This window comes from Paracoccus sp. ME4 (assembly GCF_046736325.1).
Lineage (GTDB): Bacteria > Pseudomonadota > Alphaproteobacteria > Rhodobacterales > Rhodobacteraceae > Paracoccus.
In genome coordinates, this window is sequence record NZ_CP151276.1 from 1,186,505 (window position 1) to 1,202,168 (window position 15,664).

Here is a 15,664-nt window from a genome sequence, read left to right on the forward strand (position 1 = left end):
GCACATTCGCAATGTCGAAACATTCGATTCCCGTTCCCTCGATGGGCGCGCTGGCCCCCGCCGCCGCCCGGCAGGCGGTGGCCAAGCTGGCGCCGCGGCTGCTGCTGAAGAACCCGGTCATCTTCGCCACCGCCGTGGTGGCGCTGATGGTCAGCGTGCTGGGCCTGCGCGACCTGGTGCTGGGCGTGCCCGGCGCGGGCGTCGCGGTGCAGATCGCGGTCTGGCTGTGGGCCGCGGTGCTGATCTCGAACTTCGCCGAGGCCCTGGCCGAAGGCCGCGGCCGCGCCCGCGCCGACAGCCTGCGCGCGACCAAGTCCGAGACCATGGTGCAGGTCCTCTCCGGCCCCGACGCGGCGCCCGAGACGGCGACCACGGTGCCCTCCGCCAGCCTGAAACAGGGCCAGATCGTGCTGGTCCGCGCGGGCGACATCATCCCGGCCGATGCCGAGGTGGTGCGCGGCGTGGCATCGGTCGATGAGAGCGCGATCACCGGCGAGAGCGCCCCGGTGATACGCGAATCCGGCGGCGATTTCAGTTCGGTCACCGGCGGCACGCGCATCGTGTCGGACTGGCTGGTGCTGCGCGTCACCGCCGAGCCCGGCCGCAGCTTCCTCGACCGCATGATCGCGCTGGTCGAGGGGGCCGAACGCGGCAAGACCCCGAACGAGATCGCGCTGAACATCCTGCTGGCCGGTCTGACGCTGATCTTCCTCTTCGTGGTGGTCACGCTGGAGCCCTTCGCGCGCTATTCCGGCATCTCGATCCCGGTGGTGTTCCTGGCCGCGCTCTTCGTGACGCTGATCCCCACGACCATCGGCGGGCTTCTGTCGGCCATCGGCATCGCGGGCATGGACCGCCTGGCCCGCGCCAATGTGGTCGCCAAATCCGGCCGCGCGGTCGAGGCCGCGGGCGACGTGGACGTGCTGCTTCTGGACAAGACCGGCACGATCACCTTCGGCAACCGCATGGCCGACGCGCTGATCCCGGCGCAGGGCATCTCGCCCGCCGATCTGGCCCGCGCCGCCCTGGCCGCCAGCCGCGCCGACGACACGCCCGAGGGCAAGTCCCTGGTCGAGCTGGCCCGCCGCCAGCCCGGCGCCGACGCGCCCTTGGCCGACACGGCCGAGGCCATCGCGTTCTCGGCCCAGACCCGCCTGTCGGGCGCCGACCTGACCGACGGCACCCAGCTGCGCAAGGGGTCGGTCGATGCGATCCTGCGCCATACCGGGGCGGCGATGGACGGCGCGCTGGCCGCGTCGGTGGACCAGATCGCGCGGTCGGGCGGGACGCCGCTGCTGGTGTCGCAAGGCACCCGCATCATGGGCGCGGTGCATCTGAAGGACATCATCAAGCCCGGCGTGCGCGAGCGTTTCGCGGAACTGCGCGCCATGGGCATCCGCACGGTGATGATCACCGGCGACAACCCCCTGACCGCCGCCGCCATCGCGGCCGAGGCGGGCGTGGACGACTTCCTGGCCGAGGCCACGCCCGAGAACAAGCTGGAGCTGATCCGCGCCGAACAGGCCAAGGGCCAGCTGGTCGCCATGTGCGGCGACGGCTCGAACGACGCGCCGGCGCTGGCCCAGGCCGATGTGGGCGTGGCGATGAACTCGGGCACCTCGGCCGCCAAGGAGGCCGCGAACCTGATCGACCTGGACAGCGACCCGACCAAGCTGATCGAGGTCGTGCTGGTGGGCAAGCAGCTGCTGATCAGCCGCGGCGCGCTGACCACCTTCAGCATCGCCAACGACGTGGCGAAATACTTCGCCATCCTGCCCGCGCTGTTCATCGCCGCCTATCCCGGCCTGGCCGTGCTGAACGTGATGGGCCTGGAAAGCGCGCAGAGCGCGATCCTGTCGGCGGTGATCTTCAACGCGCTGGTGATCCTGGCGCTGATCCCGCTGGCGCTGCGGGGGGTGAAATACGCGCCCTCCAGCGCGGCGGCCCTGCTGCGGCGCAACCTGACGATCTATGGCCTGGGCGGCCTGATCGTTCCCTTCCTGGGCATCAAGGTCATCGACATGGCCGTGACCGCCCTGGGCCTGGCCTGAGGAGACAGCCATGATCGACCATATCCGACCCGCCCTGGCGACGCTTGGGCTGATGACCGTGCTGACGGGGCTGGCCTATCCGCTGGCCCTGACCGGGCTGGGCCAGACGCTGATGCCGGAACAGGCCAATGCCAGCCTGATCGTCCGCGACGGGCAGGTCATCGGCTCGGCGCTGGTGGGGCAGGCCTTTGCCGCGCCGGGATACCTGCAGCCGCGCCCCTCGGCGGTGGACTACGATGCGGCGGCGGCGGGGGCTTCGAACCTCGGGCCGAACAGCGCGGCGCTGATCGCCGATCAGACCGCGCGGGCGGTGGACTATGTCGCCTCGACCGGGGCTGCCAGCGTGCCGGTGGATGCCGTCACCGCCTCGGGCAGCGGTCTGGACCCGCATGTCTCGCCCCAGAACGCGCAGGCCCAGGCCGCGCGCATCGCCGCCGCGCGGGGCGTGCCCGCCGCCGAGGTCGCGGCCCTGATCGAGACCCAGATCGAGCCGCGCTGGCTGGGCATTTTCGGCGAGCCGCGCGTGAACGTGCTGGCCGTCAATCTGGCTCTTGACGCGGCCTTTCCGCAGGCCCCCACTGGGACCCAAAGCGAAGGCTGATCCATGACCGAACTGCGTCCCGAACCCGATGCCCTTCTGGCCCAGGCCGAACGCGAGGGGCGCGGGCGGCTGAAGATCTTTCTGGGCGCGGCGCCGGGGGTCGGCAAGACCTATGCCATGCTGGAGGCCGCGCGGCGACGCGCGGCCGAAGGCGTGGACGTGGTCGCCGCCGTCGTCGAGACCCATGGCCGCGCCGAGACCGAGGCCCTGCTGGCCGGCCTGGAGCTGCTGCCCAAGCGGGCGCATTTCTATCGCGAGCGCATCCTGCACGAGATGGACCTGGACGCGCTCTTGGAGCGCCGCCCGCAGCTGGCCCTGATCGACGAGCTGGCCCATTCCAACATCCCCGGATCGCGCCACGACAAGCGCTGGCAGGACGTGGAGGAGGTCCTGGCCGCGGGCATCGACGTGCTGACAACGCTGAACGTCCAGCATCTGGAGACGCTGAACGACCGGGTCGCGCGGATTTCCGGCGTCCGCGTGCGCGAGACGGTGCCCGACGCCGTCCTGGACCGCGCCGACGAGGTCGAGCTGATCGACCTGCCCACCGAGGAGCTGATCGAGCGGCTGCGCGCGGGCAAGGTCTATGTCCAGGACCAGATCGCGCGGGCGGTGCAGAACTTCTTCTCGCGCGGCAACCTGACGGCGCTGCGCGAGCTGGCCATGCGCGCCGCCGCCGACCGCGTGGACGCGCAGCTGCAGGAGCACATGCGCGCCAACGCCATCGGCGGGCCGTGGCCCGCGCAGGAGCGCGTGCTGGTCGCGCTGACCGCCAGCCCGGTGGCGCGCACGCTGGTGCGCACGGCCAAGCGGATGGCGGACCGGGCGCGGGTCGAATGGGTCGCAGTGACGGTGACCTCGGCCCATGCCGACCGCCTGCCCGAGGCCGATACCGAGGCGCTGGCCCAGGCCCTGCGCCTGGCCGAACGACTTGGCGCCGAGGTGGCGACGCTAACCGCCGCCGGTCCCGTCGCCGACGAGATCCTGGACTATGCCCGCCGCCGCAACGTCAGCCGCATCCTGCTGGGCCGCGCGCGTCCGCGCCCCTGGTGGCGCCGCATCGGGCGCGAGAACGTCGCGCATGCCGTGACCGAGGCCGGGCGCGACTTCGAGGTCACGATGGTCTCGGACCCGCGCAAGGGCCGCACGCCGCCCGCGGTGCGCACCTGGTCGGTGGACCGCGACCCGCGCGCCTATGCCAAGGCCACGCTGACCGTCGCCGGTGCCAGCCTGCTGGCCCTGGCGGCGGACCGGATCTTTCCGATCCCGTCGCTGTCGCTGATCTTCATGACCGGGGTGATCCTGGTCGCGGTCCGCCAGGGGCTGTGGCCGTCGCTCTATGCGTCCTGCGTCAGCTTCCTGATCTACAACTTCTTCTTCACCCATCCGCGCAACACGCTGTTCGTGATCCATCAGGACCAGATCATGACGCTGCTGCTGTTCCTGATCGCCTCCGGGCTGACCGGGAACCTGGCGGCGCGGCTGCGCGACCGGGCGCTGGCGCAGCGCGACATCGCGATGCGCACGAACCTGCTCTATGATTTCGCCCGCCAGGTCGCCGGGGCGGGATCGACGGTCGAGGTGCTGCATGCGGCCGCGACCCATGTGGCGGCGGCTTCGGGCGGGCGGACGGTGCTGATGCGCCCCGACGCGACCGGGCGGCTGGCCGTCGAGGCCGCAGAACCCCCGGGCGAGACGCTGGAGCTGCGCGACGCCTCGGCCGCGGACTATGCCTGGACGCGGGGCGAGGAGGCGGGGCGCGGCTCGGGCACGCTGCCCGCCAGCCGCTGGCTGTTCCTTCCGGTGGGGGCGCCGGACCGGCGCGTGGCCGTGCTGGGCGTCGCGCTGCCCGACGGGCGCGCGCCTGGCCCGATGGACCGACGCCTGCTGGAGGCGATGTCCGACCAGACCGGCGTCGCGCTGGAGCGCATCGCCCTGCAGGGCGACCTGGAACGCGCGCTGGTCTCCTCCGAGGCCGAGCGGCTGCGCGCGGCGCTGCTGTCCTCGGTCAGCCATGACCTGCGCACGCCGCTGGTCTCGATCATCGGGGCGGCCTCGTCGCTGGCCGATCCTGGGCTGAGCCTGCCCGCCGTCGCGCGGACCGAGCTGGCCGAGACGATCCGCGACGAGGGCGAGCGGCTGGACCGCTACATCCAGAACCTGCTGGACATGACGCGGCTCGGCCACGGCGCGCTGGTGCCCAAGCGCATCGCCGCCGACCTGCGCGAGATCGCGGGCAGCGCGCGCCACCGCCTGCGCGGCGCGCTGCGCGGCCATGCGGTCGAGGTCGCGGTGCCCGCCGGACTGCCGCCGGTCCTGGCCGATCCGCTGCTGATCGAGCAGGTGGTGATGAACCTTCTGGACAATGCCGCCAAATACGCCCCCGAGGCCAGCCGCATCCAGGTGGGCGCGCGCGTGCAGGGGCCCGACGCGCTGCTGTGGGTGGCCGACGAGGGGCCGGGCATTCCCGAGGAGGCGCGGGCGCGCGTCTTCGACATGTTCTATCGCGTCGATCAGGGCGACGGGCAGCGCGCGGGCACCGGGCTGGGCCTTGCCATCGCCCGCGGCATCGTCGAGGCTCATGGCGGGCGGATCGCCGCCCAGCCCGCCCGGCCCGACGGGCGCGGCACCCGCATCACCCTGACCCTGCCGCTGGCCAATCCCGAGGCGCCGCTGTGACCCTCTCCGCGCGTATCCTGATCATCGACGACGAGGCGCCGATCCGGCGCTTCCTGCGCGTCGCGCTGGAGGCGGAGGGCCATCACGTCACCGAGGCCGCCACAGGCCGCGCCGGCATCGAGGCCTGCGCCCTGACCACGCCCGAGGCGGTGATCCTGGACCTGGGCCTGCCCGACATGGACGGGCGCGAGGTGCTGCTGCGGCTGCGCGACTGGACGCAAGTGCCGGTCCTGGTGCTGTCGGTGCGCGCAGGCGAGGCGGACAAGGTGGCGCTTCTGGACGCGGGCGCGCAGGATTACGTCACCAAACCCTTTGGCATCGGAGAGCTTCTGGCGCGCCTGCGCGGACTTCTGCGCGACCGGGGCGCGTCCGAGCCGCAGGGCGCGGCGCTGCGGATCGCCGATCTGGTGATCGACGCGGCGGGGCGGATGGTGACCAAGGACGGCGCGGCGATCCACCTGACGCGCAAGGAGTTCGACCTGCTGTGGCTTCTGGCCTCCAATGCCGGGCGGCTGGTCACGCAGGCCATGGCGCTCAGCCATGTCTGGGGGCCGGCGCATCTGGAGGACAGCCAGTATCTGCGCGTCTTCATCCGCCAGCTGCGCGCCAAGATCGGCGACGACGCGGGCAATCCGCGCTACATCTTCACCGAGGCCGGGGTCGGCTACCGCTTCGCCACCGCCTGACGCGCTAGAGCAGCCCTTCGGCGCGGAACGAGGTCTCCTCCTCCTTGCCGATGATGACATGGTCATGCACCGTCACGTCGATCGCCGCGCAGGCCGACAGCACGCGGGCGGTCATGGCGATATCCTCGGAGCTGGGGGTCGGGTCGCCCGAGGGGTGGTTGTGGACCAGGATCACGGCGCTGGCGTTCAGCTCCAGCGCGCGCTTGGCGACCTCGCGCGGGTAGACGGGGACATGGCCGACCGTGCCGTGGCCCAGGGCCTCGTCGGCGATCATCACGTTCTTGCGGTCCAGGAACAGGACGCGGAACTGCTCGGTCTCGCGATGGGCCATGCAGGTGCGGCAATAGGCGATCAGCGCGTCCCAGGAGGACAGCACCTCGCGCTGCATCACGCGGGCCTGTGCCATGCGCTGCGCGAAGGCATCGACCACGCGCAGCTGCAGATAGACCCACCGGTCGGCGCCCTCGACCTGCAGGATGCGATGCTCGGAGGCGGCGATGACGCCGTTCAGGTCGCCGAACTCTGCCAGCAGCCGCTTGGCCAGCGGTTTGACGTCGATCTTGGGGATGGCGTTGAACAGCAGCAGCTCCAGCAGCTCGTATTCCGGCATGGGCGCGTGGCCGCCCTCCAGGAAGCGGGTGCGCAGCCGTTCGCGGTGGCCCCAGTAATGCGGCCGCGCGCCCCCCGACGAATCGCGCAGCAACCCGCCCCCGGCCGCGACATCGGGCCGCAGCCGCTCGGTCATGCGGAAGGGCCGGACATAGGCGGGGCTGGTCTCGACGTCGGGGGGCGCGCTGCGGGCCTCCAGCTCGGCCAGACCCTTCAGCGCCTCCTCGGAAAAGCCCGAAGGCCGGGCGCCCGACGCCTCGGGCCAGGGCTCCGCGACCTGCTTGCCATTCCGCCGTTCTTCGGTCATCCCTGCCGTTCCATTCCTGCCGCCGTCCACGGTCATCCTGCCCCTGCCTTCCGGCGATTCCGCCTGTCCGGCCCGCATCTTGCGCCAAGAAGGTAAACCGTCGGTTAACGCCACAGGACCCTGTCCCGCATCCCCCGACTGCGACAAACGGCCGACCCCCGACCGCAAGATGTTGACACCGGCAGCCTGCCGGCGTCTATATCGGGTAGCCAAGGTGCCTGCGACTCGGGTCGGGGGTGAAAAGGGAAACCGGTGCGCCCGACGGGTCAGGCCGGTGCTGCCCCCGCAACTGTGGGCGGCGCGGAGACTCCGCGCCGCGAGCCAGGAGACCTGCCTGAGGCACGACAACGACGACACCGGGCGGCGGGCCCGGCGGCGTGGTCTTCGGGCGGTCGCCCGTGCCATTCCGTGCCCGCCGCCTTTCACAGGACGACCCGGGGCAGGACCGCCCCCAGCACACGGACCCATGCGCATGACCATCACCGTCTACTCCAAACCCGCCTGCGTGCAGTGCACCGCCACGACCCGCGCCTTGGACGCGCGGGGGCTGGACTATGACGTGATCGACCTGACCCAGGACGACGAGGCCATGGCCCGCGTCACCGCCCTGGGCTATCGCCAGGCGCCGGTCGTCGTGGCGGGCGACGATCACTGGGCGGGCTTCCGTCCCGACATGATCGGCCGCCTGTCCTGACCTTGCGGAGCGTGGCGCGGTGGAGCGGCTGGTCTATTTCTCCTCGGGGTCGGGCAATACGGCCCGCTTCGTCGAGCGGCTGGCCCTGCCTGCGCTGCGCATCCCGATCCGGACGGGCCAGGAGGTGCCGCGCCCCGCGCGCCCCTTCGTGCTGATCTGTCCGACCTATTCCGACGGCGAGGGCCGGGGCGCGGTCCCCAAGCAGGTGATCGCGTTCCTGAACGACCCCGACCGCCGCGCGCTGATCCGCGGCGTGATCGGCGCAGGCAACCGCAATTTCGGCGCGACCTATGCCCTGGCCGCCCACATCATCGCGCAGAAATGCGCCATTCCCGTCCTGGCCCGGTTCGAGCTGGCCGGGACCGACACCGACATCGCCCGCATCCGCGACGGGCTGGACCAATTCTGGAGAGAGCCATGCTTGACGCCGTGAAGCCCGACCTCGACTATCATGCGCTGAACGCGATGCTGAACCTCTATGACGCGGAAGGCAGGATCCGCTTCGACGCGGACCGCATGGCCGCGCGTCAGTATTTCCTGACCCATGTGAACCAGAACACCGTCTTCTTCCACAGCCTGGACGAGAAGCTGGATTACCTGGTGGACGAGGGCTATTACGAGGGCGAGGTCCTGGCGCAGTATCCGCGGGACTTCCTGCACGCGATCTGGGCCGCGGCCTTCAAGGCCAAGTTCCGCTTCCCGACCTTCCTGGGCGCGTTTAAGTATTACACCAGCTATACCCTGAAGACCCGCGACGGTCAGCGCTATCTGGAGCGCTACGAGGACCGGGTGGTCATGGTCGCGCTGACGCTGGCGCGCGGCGACCGCGACCAGGCCATGCGCTTCATGGAGGAGATGCTGTCTGGCCGCTTCCAGCCCGCGACGCCCACCTTCCTGAACGCGGGCAAGGCGCAGCGCGGCGAGCTGATCAGCTGCTTCCTGCTGCGCATCGAGGACAATATGGAGTCGATCGGCCGGGCCATCAACTCCTCGCTGCAGCTGTCCAAGCGCGGCGGGGGCGTGGCCCTGATGCTGACCAACATCCGCGAGGCCGGCGCCCCCATCAAGGGGATCGAGAACCAGTCCTCGGGCGTCATCCCGGTGATGAAACTGCTGGAGGACAGCTTCAGCTATGCCAACCAGCTGGGCGCGCGGCAGGGCGCGGGCGCGGTCTATCTGAACGCGCATCACCCCGACATCCTGCGCTTCCTGGACACCAAGCGCGAGAACGCGGACGAGAAGATCCGCATCAAGACGCTGTCCCTGGGCGTCGTGATCCCCGACATCACCTTCGAATTGGCCAAGCGCAACGAGGACATGTACCTGTTCTCGCCGCATGACGTCGAGAAGGTCTACGGCATGGCCTTCTCCGAGATCTCGGTCTCGGAGAAATATGCCGAGATGGTCGAGGACAAGCGCATCCGCAAGCGCAAGATCAACGCGCGGGCCTTCTTCCAGACCCTGGCCGAGATCCAGTTCGAGAGCGGCTATCCCTACATCATGTTCGAGGACACGGTGAACCGCGCCAACCCCATCGCGGGGCGCATCACCATGTCGAACCTGTGCTCGGAGATCCTGCAGGTGGCCGAGCCTTCGGAGTTCAACGAGGATCTGGGCTATGCGCGGATGGGCACGGACATCTCGTGCAACCTCGGCTCGCTGAACATCGCGCAGACGATGGACGGCCCCGATTTCGGCGCCACGGTCGAGACCGCGATCCGCGCCCTGACCGCCGTCAGCGAGATGTCGGCCATCGACGCGGTGCCCTCGGTGCGGCGCGGCAACGACCTGGCCCATGCGGTGGGCCTGGGGCAGATGAACCTGCACGGCTTCCTCGCACGCGAGCGGGTGCATTACGACAGCCCCGAGGCGGTCGAGTTCACTTCGGTCTATTTCGCGGCCGTGGCCTATCACGCGATCCGCGCGTCGAACGCGCTGGCGCGCGAGCGGGGCACGACCTTCGACGGGTTCGAGCGGTCGCGCTATGCCGACGGGACCTTCTTCGACAAGTATCTGGACCGCGACTGGCTGCCCGAGCGGGCCGATGTCGCGCGCCTGTTCGAGGGGATCGACCTGCCGACCCGCGCCGATTGGGCCGCGCTGAAGGAGGCCGTGATGCGCGACGGCCTCTACAACCGCAACCTCCAGGCGGTGCCGCCGACCGGGTCGATCAGCTACATCAACAACTCGACCAGCTCGATCCATCCGATCGTCTCGAAGATCGAGATCCGCAAGGAGGGCAAGATCGGCCGCGTCTATTACCCGGCGCCGTTCATGTCGAACGACAACCTGGAATATTATCGCGACGCCTACGAGATCGGGCCGGACGCGATCATCGACGTCTATGCCGCCGCGACCGAGCATGTGGACCAGGGCCTGTCCCTGACGCTTTTCTTCCCGGCGGAGGCCACCACCCGCGACATCAACCGCGCCCAGATCAAGGCGTGGAAGTCGGGGATCAAGACGATCTACTACATCCGGCTGCGGCAGACCGCGCTGGAGGGGACCGAGGTGCAGGGCTGCGTGTCCTGTTCGCTGTGACGGGCGTCGGACCGGGGGTTTCACACCCCCGGACCCCCGTGGGATATTTGAATGAAGAAGAAGGGTTTGGGCGATGCGTGACATGGTGACGGGCGCGGCGCGCGCGATCAACTGGAACCGGCTGGAGGACGAGAAGGACCTGGAGGTCTGGAACCGGCTGACGGCGAATTTCTGGCTGCCCGAGAAGGTGCCGCTGTCCAACGACGTGCCCAGCTGGGCCACGCTGCGCCCGGCCGAGCGTGAGTTGACCATCCGGGTCTTCACCGGGCTGACCATGCTGGACACGATCCAGAGCGGCCTGGGCGCGCCGTCGCTGATGGGCGATGCGATCACCCCCCATGAGGAGGCGGTGCTGTCCAACATCGCCTTCATGGAGGCGGTGCATGCGCGGTCCTATTCGTCGATCTTCTCGACGCTGTGTTCGACGGCCGAGGTGGACGACGCCTTCCGCTGGTCCGAGGAGAACCCGCATCTGCAGCAGAAGGCCCGGCTGATCCTGGACGAATACAAGGCGGGGGCCGATCCGCTGCGCCGCAAGATCGCCTCGGTCTTCCTGGAGAGCTTCCTGTTCTATTCCGGGTTCTACCTGCCGATGTACTGGTCCTCGCGCGCCAAGCTGACCAACACCGCGGACCTGATCCGCCTGATCATCCGCGACGAGGCGGTGCATGGCTATTACGTCGGCTACAAGTTCCAGCGCGGGCTGGAGCGGGTGTCGGAGGACGAGCGCGCGGCCCTGAAGGAGTTCGCCTTTGCGCTGATGTTCGACCTCTACGAGATCGAGGCGCGCTATGCCGAGGAGCTGTATGACGGGATCGGCCTGACCGAGGACGTGAAGGCCTTCCTGCATTACAACGCCAACAAGGCGCTGCAGAACCTGGGCTATGAGGCGCTGTTCCCCGCCGCCGCCTGCGAGGTGAACCCCGCGATTCTGGCCGCCCTGTCGCCCGACAGCGAGAATCACGACTTCTTCTCGGGGTCGGGATCGTCCTATGTGATCGGCAAGACGGTCGCCACGCAGGACGAAGACTGGGACTTCTAGGGGCGCGCCGTCAGCGGCTGGAAGACCGGGCCGTCGGGTCCGGTCGCCAGATGCGCGGTGATCCCGAAGACGTCCGCCAGAAGGTCGGGCGTCAGCACCTGAAGCGGCGGGCCGTCCGCGACGATCCGGCCGCCGTCCAGCACCACCAGCCGCGTGCAGTGCCGCGCGGCCAGGCCCAGATCGTGCAGCGAGGCGACGACCCCGCGCCCCTCGGCCGCCAGCCTTGCCATCAGCGCCATCACCCGGATCGCCGCCGCCGGGTCCAGCCCCGCCGTGGGTTCGTCCGCGATCAGCAGGGGCGCGTCCTGCGCCAGCGCGCGGGCGATCAGCACGCGGGCCTGCTGGCCGCCCGACAGGGTCGCGGCGCAGCGATCCGCCAGATCGCTCAGCGCCAGCGCCGCCAAGGCAGCCTCGATCGCCGCGCGGTCGCGGGGACCGGACGTGCCGGGATGGGGGATGCGGCCCAGCCCCACCACCGCGCGCACGCTCATGGGCCAGGCGATCTCGCGCGATTGCGGCAGAAAGGCCGCGTGGCGCGCGCGGGCGGCGGGGGCCAGCGCCGCCAGCGAGGCATGGCCCCGCGCCGGCAGCAGCCCCATCGCCGCGCGCAGGAGCGTCGTCTTGCCCGCGCCGTTCGGGCCGATCAGGCCCACCATCTCTCCGGCGGTCACCGTCAGGTCGATGTCGCGCAGGATGGGCGTGCCGCCGCGCGACAGCGACAGGCCACGGATCTGCATCAGGGTCATGGCGCCTCGCGTCGCAGCCGCAGGATCAGCCGCAGGAAGAAGGGCGCGCCGATCAGCGCGGTCAGCACCCCCAGCTTCAGGTCACGTTCCGGCACGATCACCCGCACCGCGATGTCGGCGGCCAGCACCATCGCCGCGCCGCCCAGGGCCGATGCGGGCAGAAGGCGCGCGGGATCGCCGCCCACCGCCCGGCGCAGCAGATGCGGCACGACCAGCCCGACGAAGCCCACCGTGCCCGCCACCGCCGTCGCGGCCCCCACCAGCGCCGAAGTGCCCAAGGCCAGCCGCAGCCGCAGCGCGCGCAGGGACACGCCCAGGCTGGCGGCCGCATCCTCGCCCAGGCTCAGCGCGCGCAGCGCCGGTCCGGTGCGGGCCAGGATCAGCGCCCCCGCCGCCATCACCGGCAGCGCGATCTGGACGTGCAGCATGGAGCGGTCGGCCAGCGAGCCCATCATCCAGAAGATGATCTCGTTCGCGGCGAAGGGATTGGGGGCCAGGTTCAGCACCAGCGCCGTCGCCGCCCCCGCCAGCGCGGAGATCGCGATGCCCGCCAGGATCACCGCCAGCGCCCCGCCATGCGGTCCGGCCAGCGTCAGGACCAGCGCGACCGACAGCGTGGCCCCCGCCAGCGCCGACAGCGGCAGCGCCAGCGGGACCGCCGCGGCCAGCCCCGTCTGGATGGCCAGGACCGCGCCGAGCGCTGCCGTGCCCGACGTGCCGATCAGCCCCGGCTCGGCCAGGGGGTTGCGCAGATAGCCCTGCATCGCGGCCCCGGCCAGCCCCAGGGAGGCACCCACCGCCGCGCCCAGGATCGCGCGGGGCAGGCGCAGCTCCTGCATGACCAGCACCAGAAGCGGATCGCCGCGTCCGGCCAGCGCCGCCAGCGCGGTGCCCGGCGCCAGCGGCACCGGACCGACCAGCAGAGAGGCCAGGAACAGTGCGGCCACCACGGCCGCCAGTGCGGGCCACAGCACCCTCATGGGCGCGCCGCCGCAAGATCGGCCACGGCGTCGGCCACATGCGGGGTGGCGCAGCTCCAGCGCGCGTCCAGATGGGCTGTGGCGGGGGTGCGGGCGCGCAGGGCGGTCAGGGCGGGATGGCGCAGCACCTCCTCGGCGCGGGCGGGGTCGGGTCCGGCGCGGTCGGTGACCAGCATGTCGGGGCGTGACAGGACCAGCCGCTCCAGCGGGACGAAGCCGCCATCGGGCCGGCCCAGATCGGCGGCGATGTTGGCCAGCCCCGCCGCCGCCAGGATCGCGTCCGAGAGGCTGCCGCGACCGGCGCTGTAGCCGTCGGTGGCATAGAGCGCCGCGCGCGGGGGCGGCCCGTCGGGCGGGGGCACCGCGGCCAGCCGCGCGTCGAAGGCCGCGGCCAGTTCGCGGGCGTGGTCCGCCCGGCCCAGGAGGTCGCCCATGCGCAGCAGGTCGGCGCGGATGCCCGCCATGTCGGCGTCGGCGCCGAAGGTCTCGACCCGGAGGCCCAGCCTCTCCAGCATGGCCAACGTGGTCGGGTCGCTCCAGGCCCCGGCCAGGACCAGGTCGGGGCGCAGCCGCAGGATGTCCTCGGCCAGGCCGTGATTGGCGGGCAGGGCGCGTGCCTCCTCGGGCATGGCCGAGAGCGCCGGGTCGCGCGCCAGCCAGCTGACCGAGACCAGCTGCCCCGGCGCGGCCACCAGCATGGCCAGCTGATCGGTGCACAGGTTGATCGACACGACCCGTTCGGGCGACGCGGCCCCCGCCGGCAGCGCCAGCGCCAGGAGAAGGGCCGACGCGCGGATCACCAGCGCGCCTGCAGCCCGACCGTGGCCGTGCGGCCCTGCGCGGGATAGCCCCAGCTCTCGGAGTAATCCGTGTCGAAGAGGTTGCTGATCCGCGCGACCGCCCGCACGTTCGGCGTCACGTCATAGCCCGCGGCCAGGTTCGCCACCGTGAAAGCGGGCAGGGTCCCGGTGCCGAAATCGCCGAAGAACCGCGTGTCCACATTGCCCGAGACATGGCGCAGATCGCCGCTGATCGTGCCGCGCCCGTCCAGGATGGCCAGCGTCGCGGAAAGGCCCGCCTCGTGCCGGGGGCGACGGACCTCGGCCGAGCCGTCGGGGTTCTTCGCGTCCAGATAGGTATAGCTGCCCGACAGGCTCAGCCGGTCGGACGCGTTGATCCGGGCAGTGACCTCGACCCCCTCGCGCGGGCTGTCCCCGGCCTGGTTGGCATAGGTGAACAGCAGCGACGGGCCTTGGCTGGGCAGGGCGACGATGTCGATCTCGTCCTGGAAGGTCTCGTTGAAATAGGTGACGTCGATGCTGCCGCGCCCGCCGGGCAGCTGCGCCTCGACGCCGATGTCGAAGCCGCGGTTGCGCTCCGGGCGCAGGTCCGGATTGCCGCGATAGGCGATGCTGCCGAAGCTCTGATCGGCGTAAAGCTCGAAGAAGGACGGGTTCACCAGCCCGGTCCCCGCCGAAGCATGCAGCCGGAAGGGCCGGTCGGGGATCTGCCAGTCCAGCGCCACGTTCCAGCTGTTGAAATCGTCGAAGACCCGGTTCGCGTCATGGCGCAGCCCGGCCTGAAGGCTGACCCCGCCCTCCAGGAAGGCGCGGAATTCCAGCGCGACCGAGCTCATCTCGCGCGACTGGCCGGGGGCGGTGGTGTTCTCGTCGCGCTGATGTTCGGCCAGCAGGTTCAGCAGGTGGCGCGCCTCGGACGCGGCGCCATCCAGGCCCAGGCTGGCGCGATACTTCAGCTTGCCGGTCTCGCCGCGCTGCTCGGGGTCGGCGTCCTGGGTCTCCCGCAGCACGCTCTGCTGCCAGTCCAGCCGATGCGTCAGCCGCGCGTCGGCGGCGCCGTATTCGGCCCAGAGCCCGGCCTGCAGCTCGTCGCGGTCGCGGATCATGTCCGAATCGACGATGTAATCCTCGGGGCGGGCGGCGCCGGAATCGGCATCGTCCTGCCGGATGCGTTCGGCGCTGCGGCGCAGGGTCAGGCCGAGGCGCAGATCCTCGGTCGCGGCCAGATCGCCGGTCACGCTCAGCGTCTTGCGGCGCAGCCCGTCCTTGTCGCCGCCACTGCCCGACAGGTCATAGCCCAGGTCGTCGCGCGTCGACAGGATCACCTGCACGCCGCCGCGTTCGCCGCGATGCCCGGCGCTGAGGCTGGCCGCGCCGCCATTGCCCACCTCGACCGTGGCCCCGTAGCTGCGGCCCTGCGGCGCGCGGCGGGTGATGATGTTGACGACGCCTGCCGAGGCGTTCGATCCGTAGAAGACCGATTGCGGGCCGCGCAGTACTTCGATCCGCTCGATGTTGTCGGTGTCCAGACCCGACAGGAAATACTCGTCCGCGCCGCCGACCGCCTCGACCCCGTCGATCAGGATCAGGGTCTGGTTCGCCTCCGCGCCGCGGATGCGAACCTGCGTCAGGCCCGCGCCCGAGGTGTTGACCGACAGACCCGGCAGGGCGCGCAGCGCGTCCTGGACGGTGGTGATGCCGCGGTCGCGGATCTCATCGGCGGTGACGGTGCTGAAGGCGCGGGCATAGGCGTCCGCGGGCAGGGGTGTCAGGCCCGCCGACAGCACGATCTCGTCCAGCAAGATGGGTTCCTGCGCCGTGGCGGCGATGGCGGGCAGGGCGGCGGCGAACGCCAGCAGGGACAGGGGGCGACGCATCGGTCGGGCCTTTCGAAGGCAGGCGCGGGGGCCTGCGACACGCAGTTCTGC

Annotated in this window: 13 protein-coding genes and 1 riboswitch; of the genes, 8 read left to right on the forward strand and 5 right to left on the reverse strand. The window is 70.9% G+C overall.

From position 1 onward, the window contains the following. The first annotated feature begins 11 nt into the window (after window positions 1-11). Genes kdpB through AACG61_RS06090 form a run of 4 tightly spaced genes read left to right on the forward strand, consistent with a single transcriptional unit; the run spans window position 12 to window position 6,017 of the window. The gene (gene kdpB / locus AACG61_RS06075) at window positions 12-2,051 is read left to right on the forward strand and encodes a potassium-transporting ATPase subunit KdpB (protein ID WP_411839104.1); all 2,040 of its coding nucleotides are present in this window, start codon (window positions 12-14) and stop codon (window positions 2,049-2,051) included. Window positions 2,052-2,061: 10 nt separating this feature from the next. Continuing rightward, complete coding sequence (gene kdpC, locus AACG61_RS06080) at window positions 2,062-2,652, forward strand: potassium-transporting ATPase subunit KdpC (protein ID WP_411839105.1); 591 nt, start codon at window positions 2,062-2,064, stop codon at window positions 2,650-2,652. A 3-nt stretch (window positions 2,653-2,655) separates the two neighbouring features. Beyond that, on the forward strand, window positions 2,656-5,331 hold the full coding sequence (locus AACG61_RS06085) for an ATP-binding protein (protein ID WP_411839106.1): 2,676 nt from the start codon (window positions 2,656-2,658) through the stop codon (window positions 5,329-5,331). Beyond that, complete coding sequence (locus AACG61_RS06090; RefSeq protein ID WP_411839107.1) at window positions 5,328-6,017, forward strand: response regulator; 690 nt, start codon at window positions 5,328-5,330, stop codon at window positions 6,015-6,017. The genes AACG61_RS06085 and AACG61_RS06090 overlap by 4 nt, the downstream gene beginning before the upstream one ends. Before the next feature lie 4 nt (window positions 6,018-6,021). Here AACG61_RS06090 and radC read toward each other — a convergent pair whose 3' ends face one another. Next, complete coding sequence (radC, locus tag AACG61_RS06095) at window positions 6,022-6,762, reverse strand: RadC family protein (protein ID WP_411839470.1); 741 nt, start codon at window positions 6,760-6,762, stop codon at window positions 6,022-6,024. A 366-nt stretch (window positions 6,763-7,128) separates the two neighbouring features. Further along, window positions 7,129-7,286, forward strand: a riboswitch (cobalamin riboswitch). A 119-nt stretch (window positions 7,287-7,405) separates the two neighbouring features. Between radC and nrdH the strand changes: the two genes are divergently transcribed. From nrdH to nrdF, 4 genes are all read left to right on the forward strand, one after another. Then, window positions 7,406-7,627, forward strand: coding sequence for a glutaredoxin-like protein NrdH (nrdH, locus tag AACG61_RS06100; protein ID WP_411839108.1), 222 nt, complete (start codon window positions 7,406-7,408; stop codon window positions 7,625-7,627). Between the two features lie 19 nt (window positions 7,628-7,646). Next, complete coding sequence (nrdI, locus tag AACG61_RS06105) at window positions 7,647-8,060, forward strand: class Ib ribonucleoside-diphosphate reductase assembly flavoprotein NrdI (protein ID WP_411839109.1); 414 nt, start codon at window positions 7,647-7,649, stop codon at window positions 8,058-8,060. Next, window positions 8,045-10,168: a class 1b ribonucleoside-diphosphate reductase subunit alpha gene (nrdE, locus tag AACG61_RS06110; RefSeq protein ID WP_411839110.1), complete on the forward strand. Its 2,124-nt coding sequence runs from the start codon at window positions 8,045-8,047 to the stop codon at window positions 10,166-10,168. The genes nrdI and nrdE overlap by 16 nt, the downstream gene beginning before the upstream one ends. Window positions 10,169-10,241: 73 nt before the next feature. After that, window positions 10,242-11,210 carry a class 1b ribonucleoside-diphosphate reductase subunit beta gene (gene nrdF, locus AACG61_RS06115; protein ID WP_411839111.1) on the forward strand — a complete coding sequence of 323 codons (969 nt, stop codon included), beginning with the start codon at window positions 10,242-10,244 and terminating at the stop codon, window positions 11,208-11,210. Here nrdF and AACG61_RS06120 read toward each other — a convergent pair. The 4 genes from AACG61_RS06120 to AACG61_RS06135 are packed head-to-tail and all read right to left on the reverse strand — an operon-like array spanning window position 11,207 to window position 15,613. Beyond that, the gene (locus AACG61_RS06120; protein WP_411839112.1) at window positions 11,207-11,956 is read right to left on the reverse strand and encodes an ABC transporter ATP-binding protein; all 750 of its coding nucleotides are present in this window, start codon (window positions 11,954-11,956) and stop codon (window positions 11,207-11,209) included. The genes nrdF and AACG61_RS06120 overlap by 4 nt on opposite strands. After that, window positions 11,953-12,936, reverse strand: a complete 984-nt coding sequence (locus AACG61_RS06125) for a FecCD family ABC transporter permease (protein ID WP_411839113.1) — start codon at window positions 12,934-12,936, stop codon at window positions 11,953-11,955. The genes AACG61_RS06120 and AACG61_RS06125 overlap by 4 nt, the downstream gene beginning before the upstream one ends. Further along, window positions 12,933-13,736, reverse strand: coding sequence for an ABC transporter substrate-binding protein (locus AACG61_RS06130; protein ID WP_411839114.1), 804 nt, complete (start codon window positions 13,734-13,736; stop codon window positions 12,933-12,935). Before AACG61_RS06130 ends, AACG61_RS06125 begins: the two co-directional genes overlap by 4 nt. Next, window positions 13,733-15,613 (reverse strand): TonB-dependent receptor plug domain-containing protein, encoded by a 1,881-nt coding sequence (locus tag AACG61_RS06135; protein WP_411839115.1) that lies wholly within the window; start codon window positions 15,611-15,613, stop codon window positions 13,733-13,735. Before AACG61_RS06135 ends, AACG61_RS06130 begins: the two co-directional genes overlap by 4 nt. Window positions 15,614-15,664: the final 51 nt, after the last annotated feature.